Raw genomic sequence first — 23,103 nt, forward strand, 5'->3', positions numbered from 1 at the left:
GGATATGGCCCCCTCTCGTCAAGTTAAGTGTCGCAACTCAACTTTAACCGATGAGGCCCTATCCTTCATCCTTTTTTATTCAACTGTCCAGGATGTATTGTACTCCAACACTATATCATGAAAAAACATGAGAGAATATCTTGCTTTTGCAGAATCTTTTCGGTATAATGTCTGCGTAAGCGGCAAATTGCCAAAAGGAGAGCGACGCATGGAACTGCAATACAACATTACGCAGCAGGATTATATTGATTTTAATCTGAATTATTATGCAAACAACGCGGTAATACAACGCGGCATTTTGATGACACGCATTGCCACAGCAGTGATTGTCGTTTTGGGTGGTACGGCATTGATGTACTGGGTCAAAGGTTTGAGCGTTTGGAGTGTGCTGGTTTATTTGATGCTCGCGGCGGTCTGCTTCTTTGGTACGCCGTGGTATATAAAGCGCAAGGTAGTCAAAAATACGGAGCGTATTCTGCGGAACGCGCGAAATAAACAGCTTTGCGGTCTGAAGACATTGACGCTGCGGGAGGACTCGTTTGAACTGGCCGGAGAAAACGAAGATACCACGTACCAATATGAGGCTGTGCAGCGTACTGCGTCGGATGATAAACACTACTACATCTTTGTGGATGAGTTTTCTGCGATTATCGTGCCGTTTTCTGCGTTTTCTGACCAGACACAGAAACAGGAGTTTTATGACCGGATTACAGTGAATATTAAGGACGAGGCGCTTAAATGCTGAAAAAACTCCCCTTAGGGGGAGTTTTTTTGCGTTTCACAGGGAACGACATCCTAAAGCGGTACGTCTAACCAAGTACAATAAAACGAGGGAGGGATTATCATGAAACGACGGATTTTGGCGACAGTACTCAGTTTATGCCTGCTATTGCCGGCGAGGGCCGGAGCAACCAGCTATTCGGCGGAAGGAGAACAGGCGGCGTTGTCACGCGTTGGTTTCCTGAGCGAATTAGCGCAGGCAACCGGGGCGGATACCAGTGCGTATGCTGATGTGGAGTTGCCGTTTACCGATTGCTCGCGGGAGCCAAGCGTTGCGTGGGCGTGGTACAACTGGCTGATCAACGGAGATGGAACAGGTGCTTGCCGTGCCAACAGCCTCAACCGGGAGGAAGCGGCGACCATTCTCGGACGTTGGATGGACAACACCTATACTGAACTGCCGGGGGGCTGTGGTACGGGTGCACCAAGCATGGACAATATCTCCGAATGGGCGCAGGATGGCGTAATGAAATGCTGGATGTACGGTATCATCGACATGAACGATGCGGCGGATTTCCGTCCGAAAGATCCGGTGACAGTGGCGGATGCAAAGGAGTGGTGCGGCAATCTGAGCAAGCTAGCGAACTTACCTGCGGATTTGCAGGCGAATGAACCGGACTTTGCCGATGCGCTGGTACGTGCAGCAGCTCCGAAAAAAGGAAACTGGACCCTTTCTCCGTATTCTGCGCGGCTCTGCCTTGCGATGCTGGCAAACGGCGCAAAGGGGGAAACGCAAAAGGAACTGCTGGACGCTTTGCGGATTGACGATTTGGCTCTTTTCAATCAGATCGTGCAAGAACAGAATGTGTTTTATTCTGGATTGGAGCGCATTATGACCATGCAGATATCGAACTCTGTTTGGCTGAATCAAAGCTGGTTTGACGGCAAGGGAGCGTTTCTGCCAGAATTCGTAAAGACTATGGATACATACTACCACGCAACGGCTGAGGAGGTTACCAACAAGGATTCAGTCGAGCAGGTCAATGCTTGGGCGAATGAAAAGACCAATGGCAAAATCCCAACCATCCTGACCGAGGATAACCGTGAGTTTGTTACCGCACTGGTCAACGCAGTGTATTTCAAGGCCGCATGGGCGAGTGAGTTTCCTGAGAACCGTACGGAAAAAGCCGATTTTACGAATGCGGACGGCACGACTGGCACGGTGGATATGATGCACCAGACGAGCGGCTTTGGTTATTACTCGACGCCGGGTGTAGAAGCGCTCAAGATGGATTATCGCAACTATGCGGTTGACAATGTGGAGGGGGATGGTTTTGAGCGCTTTATTGATGCGGATCTGAGTATGTATCTGATCAAGGCAGATGATACGATTGATGTACAGCATCTGTTGGATGGCGCTGAATTTGTTTACGGAGATGTGGAGGTTTCTGTTCCCAAATTCAAAGTGGAGTACGGTGCTGCACTCGACGATGCTTTGAAGGCAATGGGCGTTAAAACTGCATATGACCATGAAGAGGCTGACCTGACTGCAATGATTGACCCGTCCGGTTTGCCCGGTGGGCAGCATTTCCTTGATACCGTGCTGCAAAAGGCTTATATTGCGGTGGACGAAAAAGGAACAGAGGCCGCTGCGGTCACCGCTGCGATGGACGGCGCGGGTGCTGCACCGATGGATCGTCCGCAATTGATACGCGAATTTACGGCCGACAGTCCGTTTTGGTTTGTCATCCGCGATAATAACAATGGTGAGTTGTTCTTTGTCGGACGGTATGAAAATGTGGAATAAATGGTTGACAAATGTGGTTTTGGGGTATAGTATAAGCATATATTATTGTAAAAGGCGATGAAGGAAATCCCGCAGATACCAAAGAGCACCTGTAAGAGAGCGGACGACACGGCTGAGAGCGTCCGCAGGTGCGGGAAAAGCGGCACCGATTCCCGAGCTCCGCGGCGGAAAAACGCAGTATGTCGCGGCGTCTCGTCCACGTTATGGACTCCGGAGCGGTAAGCCCACAAATGGGCTTGCAAGCAGGGTGGAACCGTGGGTTTAGTATAAGCTCACCCCTGATTTGATGTCGGGGGTGGGCTTTTTTGTTCTCCCCGCAAAAACTAAAGGAGGAACATGATTATGTCTGAAGAAAACAAGTATACGTTTGAAAATCCGGAATACCGTGATACCTACCGACACACGGTATCGCATATTCTCGCACAAGCTGTCAAGCGCCTGTATCCGGAAGTGAAGCTTGCAATCGGCCCGTCTATCGAAAACGGCTTCTATTATGACTTTGACGCACCGTTCTCTTTTACACAGGAGAATCTGGACGCGCTTGAAGCTGAGATGAAGAAGATCTGCAAGGAAAAGCTGCCGCTTGAGCGCTTTGAGCTGCCGCGCGCGGAAGCACGCAAGCTGATGGAGGACAAGGAAGAGCCGTATAAGGTTCAGCTTATTGACGATCTGCCGGAGGACGCGATCATCTCGTTCTATAAGCAGGGGGAGTTTACCGATCTGTGCGCTGGTCCGCATCTGGATTCAACCGGTCGCGTTAAGGGTAATGGTCTTAAGCTGATGAACGTCACCGGCGCATACTGGCGCGGCGACAGCAAGAATAAGATGCTTCAGCGCATTTACGGCACGGCTTTTCCGAAGAAGGATGAGCTGGACGCATACCTGAATATGCTGGAAGAAGCCAAGAAGCGCGACCACCGCCGACTTGGCAAGGAACTTGGCCTGTTTATGCTGACGGAGGATGGACCGGGCTTCCCGTTCTTCCTGCCTAATGGCATGACGCTTAAGAACACCCTGATCGACTACTGGCGTGAGGTGCACAAGCGTTATGGCTATGTTGAGGTTTCCACACCGGTGATACTCAGTCGCAAGCTGTGGGAGCGCTCGGGGCATTGGGATCATTATAAGAACAATATGTATACCACGGTCATCGATGACGAGGATTTTGCCATCAAGCCGATGAACTGCCCGGGAGGCATGCTGGTCTATAAGTCCCAGCCACACTCCTATCGTGAGTTGCCGCTACGCGTAGGCGAACTGGGTCTGGTGCATCGTCACGAGCTGTCTGGTGCTCTGCACGGCCTGTTCCGTGTGCGCTGCTTTACGCAGGATGACGCACATATCTTTATGACTCCCGAACAGATGAAAGATGAGATCAAGAACGTCGTCAAACTGTTTGACGAAGTGTATTCGGTTTTTGGTCTGAGTTACAAAATCGAGCTGTCTACTATGCCGGAGGATCATATTGGCACGGTCGAGCAGTGGGAGCATAATCAGGACATTCTGAAAGAGGCCATCACGGAGATGGGCAAAGATTATGTGGTTAATGAGGGAGACGGCGCGTTCTATGGCCCGAAGCTGGACTTCCATTTGGCCGATTCGCTTGGCCGCACCTGGCAGTGCGGCACGATCCAGTTGGATTCTCAGCTGCCGGAGCGTTTTGAACTGGAGTACATCGGCGCAGATGGTGAGAAGCATCGCCCAATCATGATTCACCGCGTTGTGCTTGGCTCTATCGAGCGCTTCATCGGTGTTATCACCGAGCACTTTGCCGGTGCATTCCCGACGTGGCTTGCCCCCGAACAAGTGCGTGTTATGCCCATGACTGATCGCAATATTCCGTGTGCACAGGAAGTGATGCGTCAGCTGACCGCAGCGGGCTTCCGTGTTACGATGGATGATCGCAACGAGAAAATCGGCTACAAGATCCGTGAGGCGCAGGTGCATAAGGTGCCTTATATGATCGTTATTGGTGATAAGGATGAGGAAAAGGGTATCATTTCCGTGCGTGAGCGCAAGACCGGAGAGACTACGCCGATGGAATTGTCCGAGTTCATTGAGAAGCTAACCTATGAAGTAAAGGAAAAACTGAGATAAGATCTATTTAGCATTACAGACGCACTCATTTACCTGTCGATATACCGAAAGGGGAGTTTGGTATATGAAAAAGCTGATATCTGCTTGTTTCATTTTGTTCTTCTTGACGTTTGCCGTCGGAGCGGCAAACGTCGGCACAATCGACAACGGCTATCCGGGAGATACGGATGCGCAGGCGCAGATGCTGTGCGATCTTGGTCTGTTTCGCGGCACGGACAAGGGCTTCGAGTTGGAAAAACCGATGACCCGTGCCGAAGCTGCTGCGATGCTCACACGGCTGCTGGGAGCGGAGCAAGCAGCGCTATCCGAGGAATGGGCGCATCCGTTCACCGATGTGCCGCAGTGGGCGGATAAGTATGTCGGCTGGCTATATGAGAGTGGGCTGACCAAGGGCACCTCAGCCACAATTTACGGCGCGCAAGAAAATGTCACTTGTGGGCAGTACTGTACATTTCTTGCGCGCGCTTCCACGGATGATGAAACTTATGCATTTCTGCTATATGGCGGGGATACGGAGCAAGCGACCTGTGACGAGGCCGGCTTTGTTCGCGGCGATGCAGTTTCGTTATCAGTGCGGTTGCTTGAGCAGTATTATACCAAAAATGGCGACACCAATGGGTTTACTGTCGCGCAGAAGCTGATCAATCAGGGTGTATTTACTGCGGAGCAGCTAAAAACAGCCGCGTGGGATGTGCTGCCGCGCACCTATACGCAAGAAGGCAGCACGCCCTATGGTTCCGATCAGGTACTGTCCTGTGTGATTGCGGGCGTACCGGTGGTGCGCAGCAGCGATGATACAATCCGAGCGCTGTATGCACCGGAACTGCAAGGGATGTACGCATATCGAAATGCGACGGAAGAGGGCTATCAGCTGCTTTTACTCAATCCCGAGACGCTGCAAACGACCGAACTGCTGCGCTGTGCGCCGGATAGCAAAGTCGCTGCGCTGGGATATGCTGGTCAAACGGATTATCTGATTGTGACCGAATCCGAGCAGCAGAACGCAACGTTGTATGCAGTGTATGGTACGGCGGTAGAAGTTGTGATGGAACTACCGAATGAAGCAAAAACCCTTGCGTTATCTTCCTGCCTGCAAGGAAAGGACGGCTGCGTATTTCAGTTTGACGATAGTACGTTTTATTGCCTTGAGCAAGACGGCGTCCGTAAATTGCCGCTTGCCCCTGGCGAAAAACTGGCGAAGGTGATGCAGGATGGCCTGTTGGTGACACAAAACGTGTCGACAGACCATACGGTAATTTCCGCTCGGAGTTGGGACGGCGAGGCGGCTGGCAGCTTTACGGTGGAAAATGCCTATCCGGTTCCGGAAGGGATGGAGTCGGAGGACGCGGAATATGTTGCCTATTGGTGCAGTCTGTTTGCACCCAATTTAACGAACGATAACGGCACAGCGGTTTGGGGCACAGCCGGTTTGTACCGGGTGACGGATGGTGTGTTGACGCAGGTAACCAATATGCCCGTATATGACTGTGCGATCGATCCAACTGATGGCAGCTATGTGTTGCTCACATCTCCGACTGATGAGCGTCCCGGCTTTTCTGGCAACGGTGTCTTTACCCTGACAGGGACGCAGGTGCTTCGCATTGCGCAGGACGGCACGTGTCAGATGTTGCTGGCAGATGAGCCAGATCACGGGCTTACTTTCTCGGAGATTTCAAAGGCGAAAGACGGAAAAGTACAGGTGGTTTACACCTATGTGATGGGCATGGGCGATATGTACCGGTATGAATATGCGGTGGAAAATGGCAAGCTGCGTGCGTTGGTTCATACGCCCGGTATGGGATATTCCGGCTACACGGAAGAAGAATGTACGGCAGAGCAGGCACGTCTCGATGCGCTGGGGGTCGGCGTCGGCGCGGCATAACCGCTACTCAAGCGCACGAAAGTTATCCGAACGGCGGAATATCTTGACATGATACAGGCGTCCCGGCTCAAGCGGCCCGAAAGCAAATTGTCCCTGCTCATCGGTGTACAGCGCGCCAACCGGTGTTTCCGGTGCGTCTGCGCAGTAAATCGTAACAAGTGCTCCGGCAGCGGCTTTACCGTCTGTGCCGGACACAGTGCCCAGCAGTGCAGGGCGCTGATCGGCAGACAGGGAGACTTTGGTTTCGATAACTTCGTTGGCTGCGGGTTTTACGAAAAAAGATTGAATAAAATTCACTGGGGAAAACCCCTTTCTAATACAAAATTCTACTGGCATTTTATGAAAATCGAATAGAAAAGGTGAGAAACACAATTATGGCAGATAAGAAAAAACTGGTCAGTGAAATCACATCCATGGACGTGGATTTTGCGCAGTGGTACACCGATATTGTTAAAAAGGCTGAGATGATTGATTATTCCTCGGTCAAGGGCTGTGTCATCATGCGTCCGTATGCGCAGGCGATTTGGGAGAACATTCAGAAAACGCTGGATGGCATGTTCAAGGAAACCGGGCATGAAAACGTCGCAATGCCGATTTTCATTCCGGAAAGCCTGCTGCAAAAAGAAGCTGATCATGTGGAAGGTTTTGCACCGGAGTGTGCATGGGTGACTTACGGCGGCTCGGAAAAACTTGAAGAGCGTTTGTGCGTGCGCCCAACCTCAGAGACGCTGTTTTGTGAGCATTATGCCAAAATTGTGCGCTCGTGGCGCGATCTTCCCAAGCTGTACAACCAGTGGTGCTCGGTTGTGCGTTGGGAAAAGACAACCCGACCGTTCCTGCGCAGCCGTGAGTTCTGGTGGCAGGAGGGGCACACGGTGCATGCCACTGCTGAAGAGGCGATGGAAGAGACGCTGCGCATGCTGAATATATACGCCAAGTTCTGTGAAGAATATTTGGCAATTCCTGTTCTTAAGGGTGAAAAGACTGAGAAGGAACGCTTTGCAGGTGCGGAAAAGACTTATACCATTGAAGCTATGATGCACGACGGCAAGGCGCTGCAGTCCGGTACGAGCCATTACTTCGGCAATGGGTTTGCCAAGGCGTTTAATATGCAGTATACGGATAAGAATAATACTTTACAGTATATGGAACAGACCTCGTGGGGTGTATCTACCCGCCTAATCGGTGCAATTATTATGACCCATGGTGATAACGAGGGCCTTGTGCTGCCGCCGCGCATTGCGCCGACTCAGTTGGTTGTCATTCCGGTTGCGGCGCACAAGCCGGGTGTGACGGAAAAGGCACAGGAACTGTTGGATATCGTCAAAGCAGCTGGTGTGCGTGCCAAGATTGATTTGTCTGAGAATAGCCCCGGCTGGAAATTTGCTGAGTACGAGATGAAGGGTGTGCCGCTGCGTCTTGAGGTTGGTCCGCGAGACATCGAGCAGGGGCAGTGTGTGCTGGTGCGTCGAGACAGTCGCGAAAAGACGGTTGTCAAGTTTGAGGATTTAGCGTCTACGGTGCCTGCGCTGCTTGAGGAGATCCAGAAGGCGCTGTTTGAGAAGGCAATGAAGAATCGTGAGGAGCATACCTATACAGCGAAGAGTCTGGATGAGATGAAGGACATCGTCAAAAACCATATTGGGTTTGTGAAATCGATGTGGTGCGGCGATTTGGCATGTGAAGAGAAGGTTAAGGAAGAAACCGGTATGCCCAGCCGTTGTATGCCGTTTGAGCAGGAAAACATTTCGGACGTTTGCCCGGTATGCGGTAAGCCGGCGCACAAGATGGTTGTCTGGGGCATTGCCTATTGAGCGAACGCATGCCAATAGAGCGTAGGCAATATGGAAGGAGATAGTGCATGCTTGACTTACTACAGCCTTTTTTACAAACTAAAGTTGGCTCGTTTGTAGGTTCTGTAATCTTTGCGGTACTGGTGCTTGCAATAACGTTTCTGCTGGCAAAGCTGGTGAACCGTGTGATGCGTCGGTTGGTTGACCGGCATCGGAAAAGCAATAGCGGCGCAGCAACTGTACTTGGATTTGCAAGATATATTGCGGTTGCGGCGGTCTATTTTGCGGGCGTAATGGTTGTAGTATACAGTATTCCGCTTTTGTCAAGTGCGGTGCGGACGTTATTGACTGCAGGCGGTGTAATTGCCGTGGTGGCTGGTCTTGCCGCACAAGAGGCACTGGGCAGTGTGGTCAGCGGCATGATGATTCTTGCATTCAAGCCATTCCGAATGGGCGATGTGGTGCGGTATATTGATAATGATATTTCTGGTGTGATTGAAGAAATCACGCTACACCATACAGCCATCCGAACTTGGGAAAACAAGCGTGTAATTATTCCAAACAGCAAAATGAACAGTTCAATCATTGAAAATGCTGATTATGCTGACAGCAAGGTCTGTGTTTTCATGCAGATTGGCGTTACCTATGAATCGAATATTGATCTTGCAAAAAGGCTGTTGGCAGAAGAAATTCTGCGTCAGCCGGATTTTATGGATGTGCGCACGCCTGAACAAAAATCAGCAGGTGCGTCAGCAGTGCAAGTGGTTGTTCTGGAGTTGGCCGACTCTGCTGTTACGCTGCGCGCATCGCTTTGGGCAAAGGATAACAGTACGGCCTTCAGCTTAAAATGTGCGGTGCTAGAGAATATTAAAAAGCTATACGAACAAAATGGAATTGATATTGCGTATCCGCATGTGGTTGTGTTGCAGCAATAATATAAAACATGCTGTATGTGTAACGAAATATAGTTAGTATACACAATGGCTGTAATAACCAGCGCTGCATCCAATAGAGCGACTCCAAAAGATAGAGAAGCTTTTGAATGAAAAAGCGTTTGGCAGGCGCAAGGATATGTTGTCTGTAAGGGCAGGCGGTAAGTCCTTATAGGTTAATTTAAAATTTTGTGTAAACTCTGTTTTTCGTGCAAATAGAGCAAAATTTATTTGGGGCAGCAACCGGAGAATCCGGTTGCTGCCTTACTGGTATCATAACACAAATAGGATGTTATTAAGGGGCTGAGATATTTGTTTTGCCCTTGACATTCGGCTTTGGTGATGTGCTCAGGCATGCACTCGGCAAAATAGACGGACATCTGCACATTGATTGGGCTTCAGTCTTGCCACCGCCCGGTCTATTTTTTGTAGTGCCATCATGCCCAATACGGTAGATTAGTCCGCGTACTTCTGGGGGACTTGAAGTAGCAACTCAGGTGGCTGTTGCCCGATGGATAGGGCAGGGAGACTTTCGGATATATCTTGTCCCAGTGTGCCCAAAAGTCTCCAGAGCTGCATCACAGCGGCAGCAGCATAGCCCGCCCTCAGAACGTCAATGAGTGCCTTTGGGTCTTTGTAGGAGATATATTTGCTGGAATTACACGGATGGTAGATGTACAGTTCAGGATCTCGGTCTGAGGAAATGTTGGATAGCTGGCCGGATCAAATCCAGTCAAATTGTCTGTGCAGGCAATGAGGATGCTCTTTATACCACTGTTTTTCAGATTGCTGAATGCAGTCGCTCAGAATTGGTCATGCTCATGTTTGCCAACCTACATGTATAGGACGTTTTTCAGCCCATCCAGATCTACTACAATAGAAATACCATTTAGTTGACAATATGCTCTCTGTTGCGGACATGATAGTGGAAGGCATGCAGAAATACCACGGTGCAAAAAGACTACGGGGGACTGCTGTTGCCATCTATAGGCTACGGGAAGCTGACACATCCACTTCGCCAGAGATAGTGTGCAGCATCTTGCTGCCGTGCCCATTGCGTCTGCTATCCGTGTGTTTTTTGAGCGTTGTAAAGAAACTTCCCATCCTCACATTATCAAAATAGCGATATATGCGCTCAATGCTCTGCCGAGTTGTTCCATTTCGGGTGAGCAGCGCACAATATTACTGGCGGGTGTACCGGCTGATGTGCTCAGAATGAAGAATTATCCGTTTTTCGCATGCCTATATCGGAAAACCGTATCGCGTAAAGCATCACAACACAAGCTGGAATACGCATTGCACAATCGAAGATAGTCCCAACAAAGCAACCCAGAAGCGCGACAAGATATAGTTTTTCGCTTACACATTTAATTTTTGTTATGTCGCTGCTGTGCGTCCTTCCAGGCGTCGGAGTTGTAAAATCCGCGATACCATAACATTGTTTTGTGGTGCGCGTGAATCGACCTTGGTCAAACTGTTTGAGTGCTTTTGCGCATCAATAGTTGATTTTCTTTGCATATCTGATAATACTTTTCGTAACTCTAACGCTGCGTTTTCGGCAGCCCACCCCATGGAGAAGCGGTTATCGTAATTGCTTCAGGGCCAACATCATTTCTGCGCCACGGTACGCACGCATCGGTCTGTGTTTCCAATCACAATACCCTTCCCGTGCGCATACCGAGTGCCTAACAACATAGCGCAACGATAATACTCTGATAATTGACTTCGATACATGCGTTGGTCAACGTCGGTTGAACTGCCCCCATTTGTTAGACAGTAGATACACTGGCTAACAAGTGGGGGCTTTACTACGCCCAAAAAGGGATACCAACAAACGTTATACAGCAGAATTCAAGAAACAAGTTGTTGAGGCCACCATACAAGATGGTCTCAGCTATCAGGAAGCTGCCAAGATTTGCAAAGTTCAAGGACAGACCGTATTCCAAACTGGGAACGGAGTACATGGAAGAAGGGACAGAATTGCGCGTCGAGGGCGCAAAAGCAGCTGCAAACCGAAGAGGTTCAACGGCTGCGTGGGGAAACCGCTTACCTAAAAAAACTTGAAAGCATTGGGTTTGGAAGAAGAGCGACGCCAGCGCAAAAAGCGCAGGTCGTTCAAAAACTGAGGCAAGAATTCTCGCTGGCCCTTCTACTCACAATCGCTCAACTACCTCGGACAACCTTTTACTATCATTTGTCTGAGGCAACACCGCATAATGAGTGAAAAAAGCCGTCCTGCTGGCAAATTGCCATGAGCAGACGGTTTGATTGCGCAATGATAACAGAAGGTGAGCTGACTCAAGCTGCCAGGCAAGGCATGGTAGCCAAGATCAGATTTGCCAAGGTGAACATGATGTTCAGTTTTGCGATCTGTTTTCGCAGGCCTCGGTATCGAGTTTTCCGATACCGGAGCTGATGTTTGACTACGGCAAAGCCATGTTCTACCTTGGCGGGGCAATCCCAAATTTCGTGTAAATACCATTTACGGTGCGAATAGAGCAAAATTTATTCAGGGCGGTAGCCAGGGAATACGGCTTTCGCCTCTTTAACAGCATAACGCCGATGGAGGGATGTCAAGGGCGGTAGTGCCGTTTACCTTGTTCTTGACATCCGGCTGCGGCGGTGTTACTCGGGCATACGCTCGGCAAAATAGATAGACATTTGGGCGTGAATCAAACTCCAGTCCTGCCGCCGTCCGGTCCATTTTTTCGTAATATCCATCATAGCCAGATACAGCATTTTCAGCAGACTATCATCCGTCGGAAACACTGATTTGGCCTTGGTTACCTTGCGCAGCTGGCGGTTAAAACCCTCGATGGCGTTGGTGGTGTAGATCAGCCTGCGCACCTCCTGGGGGTACTTGAAATAGGTGCTGAGATTGAACCAATTGGACCGCTAGGACTGGGAGATTTTCGGGTATTTCTTGTCCCAGCGCTCCCCAAAGATATCCAGAACATCCAAGGCTGCCTGCTCGTCCACGGCGGCATAGACCGCCTTCAGATCGCCCATAAGGGCTTTCAGATCCTTGTAGGACACATACTTGCTGGAATTGTCAGCTGGTGGATGATGCAGTTCTGGATCTCGGTCTGTGGGAAGGTGGCATGAATCGCCGCATCAAAGCCGGTCAAATTGTCGGTACAGGCAATGAAAATGTCTTCTACACTACGGTTTTTCAGGCCATTGAGGACAGTGGCCCAGAACTTGGCGCTCTCGTTTTCGCCAACCTACATGCCCAGTACATCCTTCCGGCCATCCAGGTTGACCCCAATGGCAATGTACACTGCTTTCTTCACAATCTGCCCTTCGCTGCGGACATGATAGTGGATGGCATCCAGAAATACCACGGCGTAGATGGGCCACAAAGGCCGCTGCTGCCACTCCTTGGCGACGGGCAGGATCTTGTCTGTGATTCGGCTGACCGTGCTGTCAGAGACGGATATTCCATGGATATCCTGAATATGGGCCTCAATGTTGCCAGTGGTCATACCCTTGGCGTACATGGACAGGATTTTCTCCTCTATGTCCTGGCTGATGCTGGTCTGGTTCTTTTTCAGCACCTGAGGCTCAAATTCTCCCTTACGGTCTCGGGGAACCGACACATCCACTTCGCCAAAGCTGGTACGCAGTCGCTTGCCGCTATGCCCGTTGCGGCTGTTGTCTGTGTCCTTGTTCTTGTAATCGTATTTGCTGTAGCCCAGTTCGTCATCCAGCTCTGCCTCCAGACCATTCTCCATGAACTCGGCAATGGTCTCTTTGAATAGATTCTGGATGTCATCCATGCTGCCGATGTTTGCCATCTGCAGCAGCTCACGGTTCTTCTCTCGATGGGCATTTTCTTCCGGGGTGCGATTCTTTCTGGCTATATGTAAAACCTCTTGTGCGGTGCCCCTATTCTACACCACACAGGAGGTTTACACAAAACTTTAGGCAACACCGCACAATTGCATCTTTGATGCTTTGCGGAAATTTTGTGCCCAGATTTTGTTGCGATTTCTAGCAATACATCAAGTATTGCCGTGAAACCGTGCCGCATCTGGACGCAAAATTTACACACAAATCCTTCTTGCTGAATTATGCGGTATTGTCTTTAGATAGTCTCTTTTTGGTGGACGCTCATTTGATAAATCCGAATCATTCACATCATGGAGCGAAATGGTTTCCTGGCCGTCCTGGTAGTTGAAGGTCAGCAGGATTTTATCATCGTACACATAGGCCGCGTTCACGAAGCTGTCAATCAGCCGCTGCCGATGTGCCTCCTTGGACACATCCAGTTTCCGGAATCGGCAAATCCAGAATTGCACCTACTCCCGTGTGATATGGGGCTTGGCGATCTGTTCCTGCAAAATGCGGGTGGTCAGTTGCTCCTTGGCGGCTTCCAATTCCTCCAACCGCCGCTTGGTGGACGGGGTGAAAATGCCCTGTTGGATGGTGTTCAGAAGATTCTCCATGCCCCGCTCGGTATGGGCAAGCTGGCCCTGCAAGGCGGGTAGGTCGGTATTTTCCCGGTTCTACTCCGCCATGACCAGCGCTGCAATATCCTCCACCACCGTATCGCTCAAAATCATGCACATGGTGCGTTCCACCACGATGTCCACAATCCATTTCTTTCGGACGGCTCTCTTGTCGCGGCCCAGCTTCCGCTGGGCCCCGCTGCACTTATAATAATAGTGCTTCACGCCGGTGCGGCTGGTGCCGCTGGGGGTGCGCTTGTTCCTCTCCACACGCGTCTGCACCCGGTCAAAGAGGTCCTGGGGTACGATGGCGGGCACACCGCCGGGAATGACCACATCCTGATAGCGCTACTCCACGATGTACTTCCTGTTTTTCAGAATGACCCAAAAGCTGTTCAGGCCGAAGGGCTTTCCCCGCCGGGTCCGAAGTCCCCGGGTGTTCAAATCGTCGGCAATCGCCCGGGCTGTCGCTCCCTGGGCGTATCGGGTGAAAATCTCCACCACGAGGGGCGCGGTGATGGGGTCCACCTCCAGCTTTTGGCTTTGATGGTTTAGCGTGTACCCCAGCGGCACCCCGTCGCCGTTGTTCCGCCCCTTGAGGGCGTTCTCCTTCTGGCCACGGTGTATCTTTTCGGACAACTCCACACTGTAAAACTCGGCGTAGCCCTCCAGGAGACTTTCCAGCAAAATCCCGCTGCTGTCCTCGGCAATGGCTTCCTTGGCCGACACCACCTTGACGCCGTTCTTTTTCAGAATGGTCTTGTAGTGGGCACTGTCGTAGCGGTTGAGGGCGAAGCGGCTCAGCTTACACACAAGGACTACATCAAAAAGCCCCTGGGCGCTGTCCTTCACCATGCGCTGAAACTCCGGGCGGTTGTCGGTCTTGCGGACAAGGCATAGTCAATGTAGCTGGAAAGCACGGTCATCCTTGCGCTGGGCGCACTTGTTGTATTCCCGAAGCTGCCCCTCAATGCTTTCCTCCTACTGGCTGTCGCTGGAATATCTGGCGTAAATCACGGCTTTCATGCCTGCACTTCCTTTCTGAAACAATGGGCGGCTGCGCCGCCTTACCTGTGGGACGCCCCCGACTGGTTTGACATTCTACCCGTTTTTTCTTTTTCTTGGTAAAATCATACCGGATTTGTGGGATGGAATCAACCCGGCGAAAAAAGTTCGGCGGGCTGCACAATGGGCCGTTTTGCACCTCCAAAAACCGGCGCATATATGGAAGGGTTTTCTAGGACGATTTTGTGCATTTGCTGTTTTTGCAAAAATATCGGCCATAACACGGGAAAGATTACGGTTTTGCCTGATATGACACAATTTTGGCACAAAACCGCGACGCAATAAAAAAGAAGGGTCGCGTCAATCTTTGTAGGAGAGGACGCGAAACCATGAAGGAACCGAAGCTGCAATCCGGGCTTCCCGTCACGAACTGGAGGTCCTTGCCCGCTGCCTACTGCCGAATATTCTGGCGTTTTTTAAGAGCGACAAGGTGCGGCGAGAATTTGAGGAATGGAAGAACCAACAAGGCGACGAAAGGGAAAATATCGCCCCGTGGAAGTGATTCCACGGGGGTGTCGTTGTGTTTGGTCGGTCAGCCTGCATAGTCCGCGATACGAACCATGGTCACGATGGACTGCTCAATGGTGTAGTTGGCTTTTGCGTCAAAGGTGGTGGCGCTGGTGCCGGTCATGATTCCGGCGTTGTAGACTTGGGCAACACTGTCTTTGGCCCAGTCGGAAACGGTGTCCGTAAAGGGCGCGGACGCGGCGGCGGTCAAGGGTTTGCCCAGAGCCTCGACAAGGCGAGCGAGCATGGCGGCGGCCTGCTCGCGGGTGATGGGGTCGTTGGGGCCAACGTTGACGTTGTACCAATCCACCAGCTTGACCAAAACACCATCATCATTGGTGTAAGTGACGATTTTCCCATCTTCCCCACGAAATATGTCGGCCATGGTTTGCTGTATCCGCTGATGATGCCCAGATTGTATGCCTGGCTCATTGTAGAATCCACTCCATAGCCCTCGTCCTCACAATCTGGGAAGCGCAAGCTGTCTGACTGTCCTAGTTCGGGATTCATATAAAAGGTGGCAATCGGGGTCCTGTAATCATTGGAAAGGACCTCATAAGTTCTTACCGCCAGAAGCGCAAACTCGTAACGAGTAATGTTCCGGGTGAAATCCCTTCCGTACACATCATAGATTCTGTATGGGAAAAGTTTTTGGGCTTCGGCCTCGTCTACAACGGACTCTGCCCACGGGCTGACGGTGACCGGCGCCTGTTGGGGCAGTTCCACAGCATCCGCACCGCCGCCCAGATTGGCAGGAAGCAGATCCAGGGCGAACTGGGGCAGGTTCATCTCCGCAATCAGCGTCTTGGCCTCGGCAAACTGCTTCTGGAAGTCCCCGCAGACGCTGGAAAGCATTACCAGGTTGTCAACCGGGTCCGGGTAGGAAAGAGCCATGCTGCCGGTGTTGTTGCCGGTCGTCTTATTGATACTGTCGAATTCGTTGTAACCCATGGTAAGTGAGCTGTCTTTCAGGTTGGCGCCGACAATGATTGTGTTCATCTGTGGGCAGTCGCAGGCGATACAGCTGACATTGGATTCATTGCTCATCACAATGATATTTTTCAGATTGTGCAAACGGCTGCAAAGGTTTTGCGCCCTGATTACGCCCTGCTGAATAATGACCGTTTCCACATAGGGGTTTCCACGGAACAGGTGTTCAACGGTGTCACCCACTTTACCTACTCCGTCGATGACAAGTACGCCGTTGGACAAAGTCCAAGAGGCACGACTTACTTCATTATCGTAAGAGTTTGAGACATCCGGGAACTTGCCAGTGCTTTTAGCGGAGCCTTTGGCACCGGTGATGAAGCATTCCTCGTTGGTTACTCAGGCGCCGGGCCAGTCCTCTGCGGCGAAGGCATTGACAGACAGGGCCGTGAAGCAGAGAACAGCGCAAAGAAGAAGTGCAAGAGTTCGTTTGCATCGTTTCATCCGGATGGTTCTCCTTTCGATTTGTTTCCGACAGAAGTTTGCCGGACACGGGGCGTTTTCACGCCCCGCGCGGGGTCGCTGGGGTCTGCCGGAAACGCAAAAAGCGGTGTTGAGCGTTTTCCTCAACACCGCCTGAATGATTCAGGGCGTAACACAATAGGTCCTATTGCTCCAACGCTTCCGCCCTTGAAAAAGGATGGGCACATGGGTATAATAAGGCTACAGTGCAGTCATATGGACTGTTGTGTTGAGTGGTGCAGACACTCTTCACAGGGGTGTAGCGGGTTGCCGCCCGCTATGCCCTGCCGCTTATATGCGTTTCCGACAATTATTTTATACCATGCCCCGGGGAAATCAAGAGGAACGGGGCAGGGTATCCAGCCAAACCTTTGGCTGTCAGGGGCAACTCCATACCCGCCGCAGGCTCTGCCTGCGGATTTTTTGTTTTTAGAGAGAGCGTTTGAGGGGAGGGAGGAGCCTACAAAGGAAAAAGCTGCGCGGCCCTGGTGATCGCGAATGGTGCTGGCCGGATTTGAAATCTGTTCGGCAGTACGCTGTGCAGGGGTCGGGCGGCTTGCCGCCCGGTTCTAATTTCCCGTGTTCCCTCGGCCAAAGTCCGGCGCACGCCAATGGCCCGGGACCGCGCATAGATGGGGAAGTTCTGTTCCCTGAAATGGCGCCCATTTTATGCTGAATTTCAGGGTTTTCTAAAATTTCCGACTTGGCTGTCGCTGTTCGACATATGGAAAAGCGGCGGGTTCTTAAACATAACCCCGCCGCCCGGCCCCCGCGGGTCCGGTTCTAATTCATGCAGAGATACGAAAAAACCGAACCCATTGCCAACGGCAAACAGGTTCGGATTTTTACGTTTTGGTGGACCTGAAGAGATTCGAACTCTCGACCTCTCGGATGCGAACCGAACGCTCTCCCAACTGAGCTACAGGCCCATGTTTTATTTTTTTAAGCATTTTTTAACTGCTCTTGACAAGTAAATATTATACATGTAGAATGAATTTGTGTCAAGCATTTTTTATGCCTGATGAAAAAAAGCGTGCATCAGCCAGATGCGCCAAAAGGAGAATGAAAATGAAAAACAGCGAAAAGACAATGGAAAAAATCGTCGCCCTGTGCAAGGGCCGTGGCTTTGTGTATTCCGGCTCGGAGATTTACGGTGGCCTTGCCAACACATGGGACTATGGTCCGCTTGGCGTTGAATTCAAGAACAACGTCAAAGCGGCGTGGCGCAAGAAATTTGTGCAGGAAAGCCCCTATAACGTCGGTCTGGATTCTGCCATTCTGATGAATCCGACCACATGGGTAGCTTCCGGCCACGTCGGCGGTTTTTCCGATCCGCTGATGGACTGCAAGGACTGCAAGACCCGTCATCGTGCTGACCAGCTGATCGAAGATGCGACTGGTGAAAATCCGGCAGGTTGGACCAATGAGCAGATGAAAGCGTATATCGACGAGCATCAGATTGCCTGCCCGAATTGCGGCGGACATAACTTTACCGATATTCGTCAGTTCAATTTGATGTTTAAGACCTATCAGGGCGTTACCGAAAATGCAAAGAATGAGATTTATCTGCGCCCTGAAACTGCGCAGGGTATCTTTGTTAACTTCCAGAATATTCAGCGCACCACCCGCAAAAAGATTCCCTTCGGCGTAGGGCAGGTGGGTAAGTCTTTCCGCAATGAGATTACGCCCGGTAACTTTACGTTCCGTACCCGTGAGTTTGAGCAGATGGAGCTGGAGTTTTTTTGTAAGCCCGGCACCGATCTGGAGTGGTTCAAGTATTGGAAGGAATATTGCCACAACTGGCTGCTGTCCCTTGGAATGAAGGACGAAAATCTGCGTCTGCGCGACCATGATCCGGAGGAACTGAGCCACTATTCGAATGCCACCACCGACATCGAGTTCCTGTTCCCGTTCGGCTGGGGCGAGCTGTGGGGCATTGCAGACCGCACCGACTTCGACTTGACACAGCATCAGAACACTTCTGGTGTTTCCATGGAATATTTCGATCAGGAAGCGGGCGAGAAGTATATCCCGTATGTTATTGAGCCGTCGCTCGGCGCGGATCGCGTAGCGCTGGCATTCCTGTGCGATGCGTATGACGAGGAGGTTGTGGGTCAGGATAAGAACGGTAAAGACGATGTGCGCACCGTTCTGCGTCTGCACCCGGCGCTCGCGCCGTTTAAGGCTGCGGTGCTGCCTCTCTCTAAGAAGCTGACGGAAAAGGCAATGCCGATTTGGCAGGAACTTTCCAAGCAGTTCTCGGTGGACTTTGACGATGCTGGTTCGATTGGCAAGCGTTATCGCCGAGAGGATGAAATCGGTACGCCGTACTGCGTCACGATGGACTTTGAAACCGAGCAGGATGGATGTGTAACCGTTCGCGACCGCGATAGCATGGAGCAGGAGCGCATCAGGATTGAGGATGTAGCTGCCTATATTGCAGAGAAAATTGCGTTTTAAAAGAACTATGTAGAAAAACCGCTGCGCATGCAGCGGTTTTTCTTTTTAGGAAGTGTGACGGTCCTCGGTATCATTGTTGCCGCGGAAGAGTAAGGAAATACACCACAGCGCAGCCAGGCCCACAAGGGAAAAAATGATACGGCTTATCGCGCTGGCCTGTCCGCCGAACAAGAATCCGACTAAATCAAACCCGAATAAGCCGATGCTGCCCCAGTTCAGGCCGCCAATAATGGCAAGAATCAATGCAAGTTTGTCAAGAAACATAAAAACTCCCCTTTCCGGTTTTCCATAGTATGGCCGGAAAGGGGAGAAAACATGCAGATAAATTGTATTTTATACTAATCAGATATTATAGCTGAGCAAAGACCTGGCCAATCGGCGCATGAATCACCAAATCAGCGCGACGGTCAGCGGGTGTTTCGGACTTATTGACCAGAACCAGTTTGTTGCCGCGGTAGTAGTCAATCAGACCGGCGGCCGGATAGACTGCAAGGGAAGTGCCGCCGATGATGAGAATGTCTGCATTGCGGATGTATTCTACGCTTTTGTTGATAGTATGGCTGTCCAGACTTTCCTCATACAGAACAACATCCGGTTTGATGATGCCACCGCATTCACATTTGGGAACACCTGTGCCGGCGGCGATGTCGCGCACGTCATAAGGCTTGCGGCAGCGCATGCAGTAGTTACGTAACACCGAGCCATGCAACTCTAACACTTCCTTCGAGCCTGCTTTTTGATGCAGACCGTCGATGTTCTGCGTGACAACGGCGCGGCATTTTCCCATGCGCTCCCATTCGGCGAGTTTGAGATGTGCGGCATTTGGCTCTGCGTCCAACGCAAGCATTTTTGCACGATAAAAACGAAAAAATTCTTCCGGTTCCGCCATAAAAAATGTATGGCTTAAAATGGTTTCCGGCGGATATTTGTATTGCTGATTGTACAGACCATCTACTGAGCGGAAGTCCGGAATACCGCTTTCCGTGGAAACGCCTGCGCCACCGAAGAAAACGATGTTATCACTGGCATCCACCCATTCTTTCAGCCTGGCAATTTGTTCATCCATGCTTCTCTGCCTCCTTTATTTATTCTACAAAAGAAACGATACCCTCCTTGCGGGGCTTTGCGGGTGTCTCCTTGGTAATATAACCGATTGCAGCTGAACAGATGACGATATGATCCTCAGGTACGCCGTATTCAGTCAACAGCGAGCGTACCTTTGGGTCGTCGCAGCATTCGCGAATTTGGTTGATCCAGCAGGAACCGAGTCCCAGCTCGGTCGCCATAAGAAGCAGATTTTCCATTGCCGCGGCACCGTCGACAAAAGCGTGGTGCTCATCGCGCTTATAGGAAATGATAATGTTGACCGGGGCACCGTAGAAATTATATTCTGGGCCGCGGTTGTCCGCTTCGGCGACCGCGCGGGCCAGTGTCAGGGATTTTTCTGCGCTATATACTACTGTGAAGTGCCAAAGATACTTGCCCATGCCGGAAGGTCCCATTGAGCGGCCTCGACCATCTGCATGATCTGGTCTTTGGGAGGGAGCTTGGATTCAAACGCGCGCGTGGAGCGGCGGGATTTAATAGTCTGCATCAGGTTGGACATGAAAAAACCTCCTTGGTTAGAACTTGATTAGAATAAATATAGTATAGCCCCTGTGCGGTCAGGTTTCAATACAACATCACCAAAAATGGGAATTGACGTGTAAAAAAACTGTGAAAAGCGGGTTTTCTGTGTTATACTGTTACAGATTAAAAATGATAAACGGGAGACGGATGCGAATATGATTACAATCAGCGATCTGAGCTTGAATTTCAGCGGGGAGCCGCTGTTTAAGGATGTCAATCTGAAGTTTACGGAAGGGAACTGCTATGGCGTCATCGGCGCCAACGGGGCAGGGAAATCCACATTTTTGCGGATTTTGTCGGGCGACCTTGACCCGTCCACCGGTACGGTGTTTATTGCGCCCAAGACGCGCATGAGCGTTTTGAAACAGGATCACTTTGCCTTCAACGAGGAGACCGTGCTCAATACCGTGCTGGGCGGCAATCCTCGCCTGCTGGAGGTCATGCGGGAGAAGGATGCGCTTTATACGAAGGAGCCCTTTACCGAGGAGGATGGCAACCGGGCGGCAGAACTTGAGGCTGAATTTGCCGAGATGGGCGGTTGGGAAGCGGAAACCGAAGCCGGTCAGTTGCTCAACGGTCTGGGACTGGATGCGGATGAGATTCTCTATACCGAGATGCAGTATCTGGGCGACGTGGAAAAGGTAAAGGTGCTGCTCGCGCGCGCGTTGTTTGGTAAGCCGGATATTCTGCTGCTTGACGAGCCGACCAACCATTTGGATATTCAGGCGGTACGCTGGCTGGAGGACTTCCTTGCAGACTTTGAGGGCACGGTTCTGGTGGTTTCGCATGATCGTCACTTCCTCAATAACGTCTGTACGCATATTGTGGATATCGACTTCGGCAAGATTAAGCTGTATGTCGGTAACTATGAGTTCTGGTATGAGTCCTCGCAGCTCATTCAGCGCATGATTAAGGATCAGAACCGCAAGAACGAGGAAAAAATTAAGGAACTGCAAAACTTTATTCAGCGTTTTGCAGCAAACAAGTCCAAATCCCGTCAGGCAACCAGCCGCCGTAAGCTGATCGATAAGCTGACGGTTGAGGAGCTGCCCGCTTCCTCGCGTCGCTATCCATGGGTATCGTTTGCAGCTGACCGCGAGGCAGGCAAGGATATTCTCGAGGTGCGCGGTATTTCCAAGACGATTGACGGTGAAAAGATTTTGGATAACGTATCTTTTATTGTGCGCCGCGGAGATAAGATTGCATTTATTTCGGATAACGAACTGGCGATGACTACGCTGTTCCAGATTTTGATGGGTGAGCTGAAGCCGGACGAGGGCAGCTTCAAGTGGGGCGTGACCACTTCGCAGAGCTATTTCCCCAAGGACAACAACGAATTCTTTGAGGGCCACACCGAAAATATGTTGGATTGGATTGCGCCGTATTCTCGTACGGACACGCTGGAATCTACGCTGCGTGGCTTTTTGGGCCGTATGCTGTTTTCCGGCGATGATGTATACAAACCGGTGCGCGTGCTTTCGGGCGGTGAAAAGGTGCGTCTAATGCTTGCCCGCATGATGCTGTTCGGTTCTAATGTGCTGGTGATTGACCAGCCGACAAACCATCTGGATTTGGAATCCATTACGGCGGTTAACAACGGTGTGCGCGATTTCAAGGGCACGGTGTTGTTTGCTTCGCATGACCATGAGTTTGTGCAGACCATAGCAACGCGTATCATTGAAATTCGTGATAAGGGTGTGCTGGATAAGGAATGCACATACGATGAATTCCTCGAGTTCCGTGAAACCTATCAGGGATAAATGAAGAAGGGGATATATGGCCTGCTGGTGCTGCTGATGCTGTTCGTGGCGGCTTTGGTATCTTCCTCTTTGCTGGGATGGGGGTGTCCGGTGCAGCATTTCACCGGTGTACCTTGTCCGGGCTGCGGCTTGTCACGGGCAGCTTTCGCACTGCTGCGACTGGATTTTTGGACAGCCTTCCGTTATAATCCGATGATTTATGTGCTGCCGCCGATTGTGCTTTTGGTTCTGTTTCGGAAGAAGCCGCTGCTGGGTACGAAAAAGCGGGAGAGTATCCTGCTGTGGAGCGTAATGGCACTCTGGGCAGGTATCTGGATTACGCGATTGGTGATGCGCGATCCGCTGATCTGCGGTGCTGTAATATGAGGTATCGTTTTTTGAAAACGCATGGCTATCCACCATGCGTTTTCTTTATAATAATTAAGAAACAGGATAGGCTGCATGTAGGAGTACAATACATCTTGGACAGTTGAATAAAAAAGGGATGAAGGATAAGGCCTCATCGGTTAAAGTTGAGTTGCTACACTTAACTTGACGAGAGGGGGCCATAT

18 protein-coding genes, 1 tRNA gene and 4 pseudogenes are annotated in these 23,103 nt (G+C 51.0%); 9 read left to right on the forward strand and 14 right to left on the reverse strand.

The window, feature by feature from the left end:
- Window positions 1-208 precede the first annotated feature (208 nt).
- From ACTQ3V_RS12825 to ACTQ3V_RS12840, 4 genes are all read left to right on the forward strand, one after another.
- A complete protein-coding gene (locus ACTQ3V_RS12825) occupies window positions 209-745 on the forward strand; it encodes a YcxB family protein (RefSeq protein ID WP_441467866.1) in 537 nt (178 codons plus the stop codon).
- 99 nt (window positions 746-844) lie between these two features.
- Window positions 845-2,527, forward strand: a complete 1,683-nt coding sequence (locus ACTQ3V_RS12830) for a serpin family protein (protein ID WP_441467867.1) — start codon at window positions 845-847, stop codon at window positions 2,525-2,527.
- A gap of 342 nt (window positions 2,528-2,869) precedes the next feature.
- The gene (thrS, locus tag ACTQ3V_RS12835; RefSeq protein WP_441467868.1) at window positions 2,870-4,624 is read left to right on the forward strand and encodes a threonine--tRNA ligase; all 1,755 of its coding nucleotides are present in this window, start codon (window positions 2,870-2,872) and stop codon (window positions 4,622-4,624) included.
- A 64-nt stretch (window positions 4,625-4,688) separates the two neighbouring features.
- Complete coding sequence (locus ACTQ3V_RS12840) at window positions 4,689-6,506, forward strand: S-layer homology domain-containing protein (protein ID WP_441467869.1); 1,818 nt, start codon at window positions 4,689-4,691, stop codon at window positions 6,504-6,506.
- A gap of 3 nt (window positions 6,507-6,509) precedes the next feature.
- Here ACTQ3V_RS12840 and ACTQ3V_RS12845 read toward each other — a convergent pair whose 3' ends face one another.
- Entirely contained in the window at window positions 6,510-6,803 is a 294-nt protein-coding gene (locus ACTQ3V_RS12845; RefSeq protein WP_441467870.1) for a carboxypeptidase-like regulatory domain-containing protein, read from the reverse strand.
- A 77-nt stretch (window positions 6,804-6,880) separates the two neighbouring features.
- On the opposite strand from ACTQ3V_RS12845, the gene proS reads away from it, so the two are divergent.
- The gene (gene proS, locus ACTQ3V_RS12850) at window positions 6,881-8,320 is read left to right on the forward strand and encodes a proline--tRNA ligase (protein ID WP_441467871.1); all 1,440 of its coding nucleotides are present in this window, start codon (window positions 6,881-6,883) and stop codon (window positions 8,318-8,320) included.
- A 47-nt stretch (window positions 8,321-8,367) separates the two neighbouring features.
- A complete protein-coding gene (locus ACTQ3V_RS12855; protein ID WP_441467872.1) occupies window positions 8,368-9,234 on the forward strand; it encodes a mechanosensitive ion channel family protein in 867 nt (288 codons plus the stop codon).
- Window positions 9,235-11,529: 2,295 nt separating this feature from the next.
- On the opposite strand, the pseudogene ACTQ3V_RS12860 reads toward ACTQ3V_RS12855, so the two are convergent.
- The 10 genes and pseudogenes from ACTQ3V_RS12860 to ACTQ3V_RS12905 all read right to left on the reverse strand — a co-directional run.
- Window positions 11,530-11,682, reverse strand: a pseudogene (locus tag ACTQ3V_RS12860) (IS5/IS1182 family transposase); the annotation flags it as partial.
- 174 nt (window positions 11,683-11,856) lie between these two features.
- Window positions 11,857-13,028: pseudogene (locus ACTQ3V_RS12865) on the reverse strand (IS256 family transposase).
- Window positions 13,029-13,277: 249 nt separating this feature from the next.
- Entirely contained in the window at window positions 13,278-13,496 is a 219-nt protein-coding gene (locus ACTQ3V_RS12870; protein WP_441467873.1) for a hypothetical protein, read from the reverse strand.
- A gap of 36 nt (window positions 13,497-13,532) precedes the next feature.
- Window positions 13,533-13,679: a hypothetical protein gene (locus ACTQ3V_RS12875; RefSeq protein WP_441467874.1), complete on the reverse strand. Its 147-nt coding sequence runs from the start codon at window positions 13,677-13,679 to the stop codon at window positions 13,533-13,535.
- Between the two features lie 60 nt (window positions 13,680-13,739).
- Entirely contained in the window at window positions 13,740-14,018 is a 279-nt protein-coding gene (locus ACTQ3V_RS12880; protein WP_441467875.1) for a hypothetical protein, read from the reverse strand.
- Window positions 14,019-14,030: 12 nt separating this feature from the next.
- Complete coding sequence (locus ACTQ3V_RS12885) at window positions 14,031-14,255, reverse strand: recombinase family protein (protein ID WP_441467883.1); 225 nt, start codon at window positions 14,253-14,255, stop codon at window positions 14,031-14,033.
- A gap of 27 nt (window positions 14,256-14,282) precedes the next feature.
- A pseudogene (locus ACTQ3V_RS12890) lies at window positions 14,283-14,555 on the reverse strand (recombinase family protein); the annotation flags it as partial.
- A gap of 724 nt (window positions 14,556-15,279) precedes the next feature.
- Window positions 15,280-15,501: an S-layer homology domain-containing protein gene (locus ACTQ3V_RS12895; protein ID WP_441467876.1), complete on the reverse strand. Its 222-nt coding sequence runs from the start codon at window positions 15,499-15,501 to the stop codon at window positions 15,280-15,282.
- The gene (locus ACTQ3V_RS12900) at window positions 15,462-16,427 is read right to left on the reverse strand and encodes a hypothetical protein (RefSeq protein ID WP_441467877.1); all 966 of its coding nucleotides are present in this window, start codon (window positions 16,425-16,427) and stop codon (window positions 15,462-15,464) included. The genes ACTQ3V_RS12895 and ACTQ3V_RS12900 overlap by 40 nt, the downstream gene beginning before the upstream one ends.
- A 1,129-nt stretch (window positions 16,428-17,556) precedes the next feature.
- Window positions 17,557-17,632: transfer RNA gene (locus ACTQ3V_RS12905), tRNA-Ala, on the reverse strand.
- A 139-nt stretch (window positions 17,633-17,771) separates the two neighbouring features.
- Here ACTQ3V_RS12905 and ACTQ3V_RS12910 point away from each other — a divergent pair.
- Complete coding sequence (locus tag ACTQ3V_RS12910) at window positions 17,772-19,163, forward strand: glycine--tRNA ligase (protein WP_441467878.1); 1,392 nt, start codon at window positions 17,772-17,774, stop codon at window positions 19,161-19,163.
- 45 nt (window positions 19,164-19,208) lie between these two features.
- Here the strand turns inward: ACTQ3V_RS12910 and ACTQ3V_RS12915 are convergent, their stop codons facing one another.
- The 3 genes and pseudogenes from ACTQ3V_RS12915 to ACTQ3V_RS12925 form a co-directional block, all read right to left on the reverse strand.
- Window positions 19,209-19,427: a DUF378 domain-containing protein gene (locus ACTQ3V_RS12915; protein WP_441467879.1), complete on the reverse strand. Its 219-nt coding sequence runs from the start codon at window positions 19,425-19,427 to the stop codon at window positions 19,209-19,211.
- 85 nt (window positions 19,428-19,512) lie between these two features.
- Window positions 19,513-20,229 (reverse strand): NAD-dependent protein deacylase, encoded by a 717-nt coding sequence (locus tag ACTQ3V_RS12920; RefSeq protein ID WP_441467880.1) that lies wholly within the window; start codon window positions 20,227-20,229, stop codon window positions 19,513-19,515.
- 19 nt (window positions 20,230-20,248) lie between these two features.
- Window positions 20,249-20,769: pseudogene (locus ACTQ3V_RS12925) on the reverse strand (nitroreductase family protein).
- Between the two features lie 178 nt (window positions 20,770-20,947).
- Here ACTQ3V_RS12925 and ACTQ3V_RS12930 point away from each other — a divergent pair.
- Both ACTQ3V_RS12930 and ACTQ3V_RS12935 read left to right on the forward strand, forming a co-directional pair.
- Window positions 20,948-22,552 carry an ABC-F family ATP-binding cassette domain-containing protein gene (locus tag ACTQ3V_RS12930; RefSeq protein WP_441467881.1) on the forward strand — a complete coding sequence of 535 codons (1,605 nt, stop codon included), beginning with the start codon at window positions 20,948-20,950 and terminating at the stop codon, window positions 22,550-22,552.
- On the forward strand, window positions 22,553-22,918 hold the full coding sequence (locus ACTQ3V_RS12935; RefSeq protein WP_441467882.1) for a DUF2752 domain-containing protein: 366 nt from the start codon (window positions 22,553-22,555) through the stop codon (window positions 22,916-22,918).
- Window positions 22,919-23,103: the final 185 nt, after the last annotated feature.

This window comes from Candidatus Agathobaculum pullicola (genome assembly GCF_052117205.1).
Classification (GTDB): Bacteria; Bacillota; Clostridia; order Oscillospirales; family Butyricicoccaceae; genus Agathobaculum; species Agathobaculum pullicola.

Coding starts and splice junctions, on each gene's coding strand:
- ACTQ3V_RS12825 (WP_441467866.1), top strand. CDS start 209: ATGGAACTGCAATACAACATTACGCAGCAGGATTATATTGATTTTAAT.
- ACTQ3V_RS12830 (WP_441467867.1), top strand. CDS start 845: ATGAAACGACGGATTTTGGCGACAGTACTCAGTTTATGCCTGCTATTG.
- thrS (WP_441467868.1), top strand. CDS start 2,870: ATGTCTGAAGAAAACAAGTATACGTTTGAAAATCCGGAATACCGTGAT.
- ACTQ3V_RS12840 (WP_441467869.1), top strand. CDS start 4,689: ATGAAAAAGCTGATATCTGCTTGTTTCATTTTGTTCTTCTTGACGTTT.
- proS (WP_441467871.1), top strand. CDS start 6,881: ATGGCAGATAAGAAAAAACTGGTCAGTGAAATCACATCCATGGACGTG.
- ACTQ3V_RS12855 (WP_441467872.1), top strand. CDS start 8,368: ATGCTTGACTTACTACAGCCTTTTTTACAAACTAAAGTTGGCTCGTTT.
- ACTQ3V_RS12875 (WP_441467874.1), bottom strand. CDS start 13,679: ATGGAGAATCTTCTGAACACCATCCAACAGGGCATTTTCACCCCGTCC.
- ACTQ3V_RS12895 (WP_441467876.1), bottom strand. CDS start 15,501: ATGCTCGCTCGCCTTGTCGAGGCTCTGGGCAAACCCTTGACCGCCGCC.
- ACTQ3V_RS12910 (WP_441467878.1), top strand. CDS start 17,772: ATGAAAAACAGCGAAAAGACAATGGAAAAAATCGTCGCCCTGTGCAAG.
- ACTQ3V_RS12915 (WP_441467879.1), bottom strand. CDS start 19,427: ATGTTTCTTGACAAACTTGCATTGATTCTTGCCATTATTGGCGGCCTG.
- ACTQ3V_RS12920 (WP_441467880.1), bottom strand. CDS start 20,229: ATGGATGAACAAATTGCCAGGCTGAAAGAATGGGTGGATGCCAGTGAT.
- ACTQ3V_RS12930 (WP_441467881.1), top strand. CDS start 20,948: ATGATTACAATCAGCGATCTGAGCTTGAATTTCAGCGGGGAGCCGCTG.
- ACTQ3V_RS12935 (WP_441467882.1), top strand. CDS start 22,553: ATGAAGAAGGGGATATATGGCCTGCTGGTGCTGCTGATGCTGTTCGTG.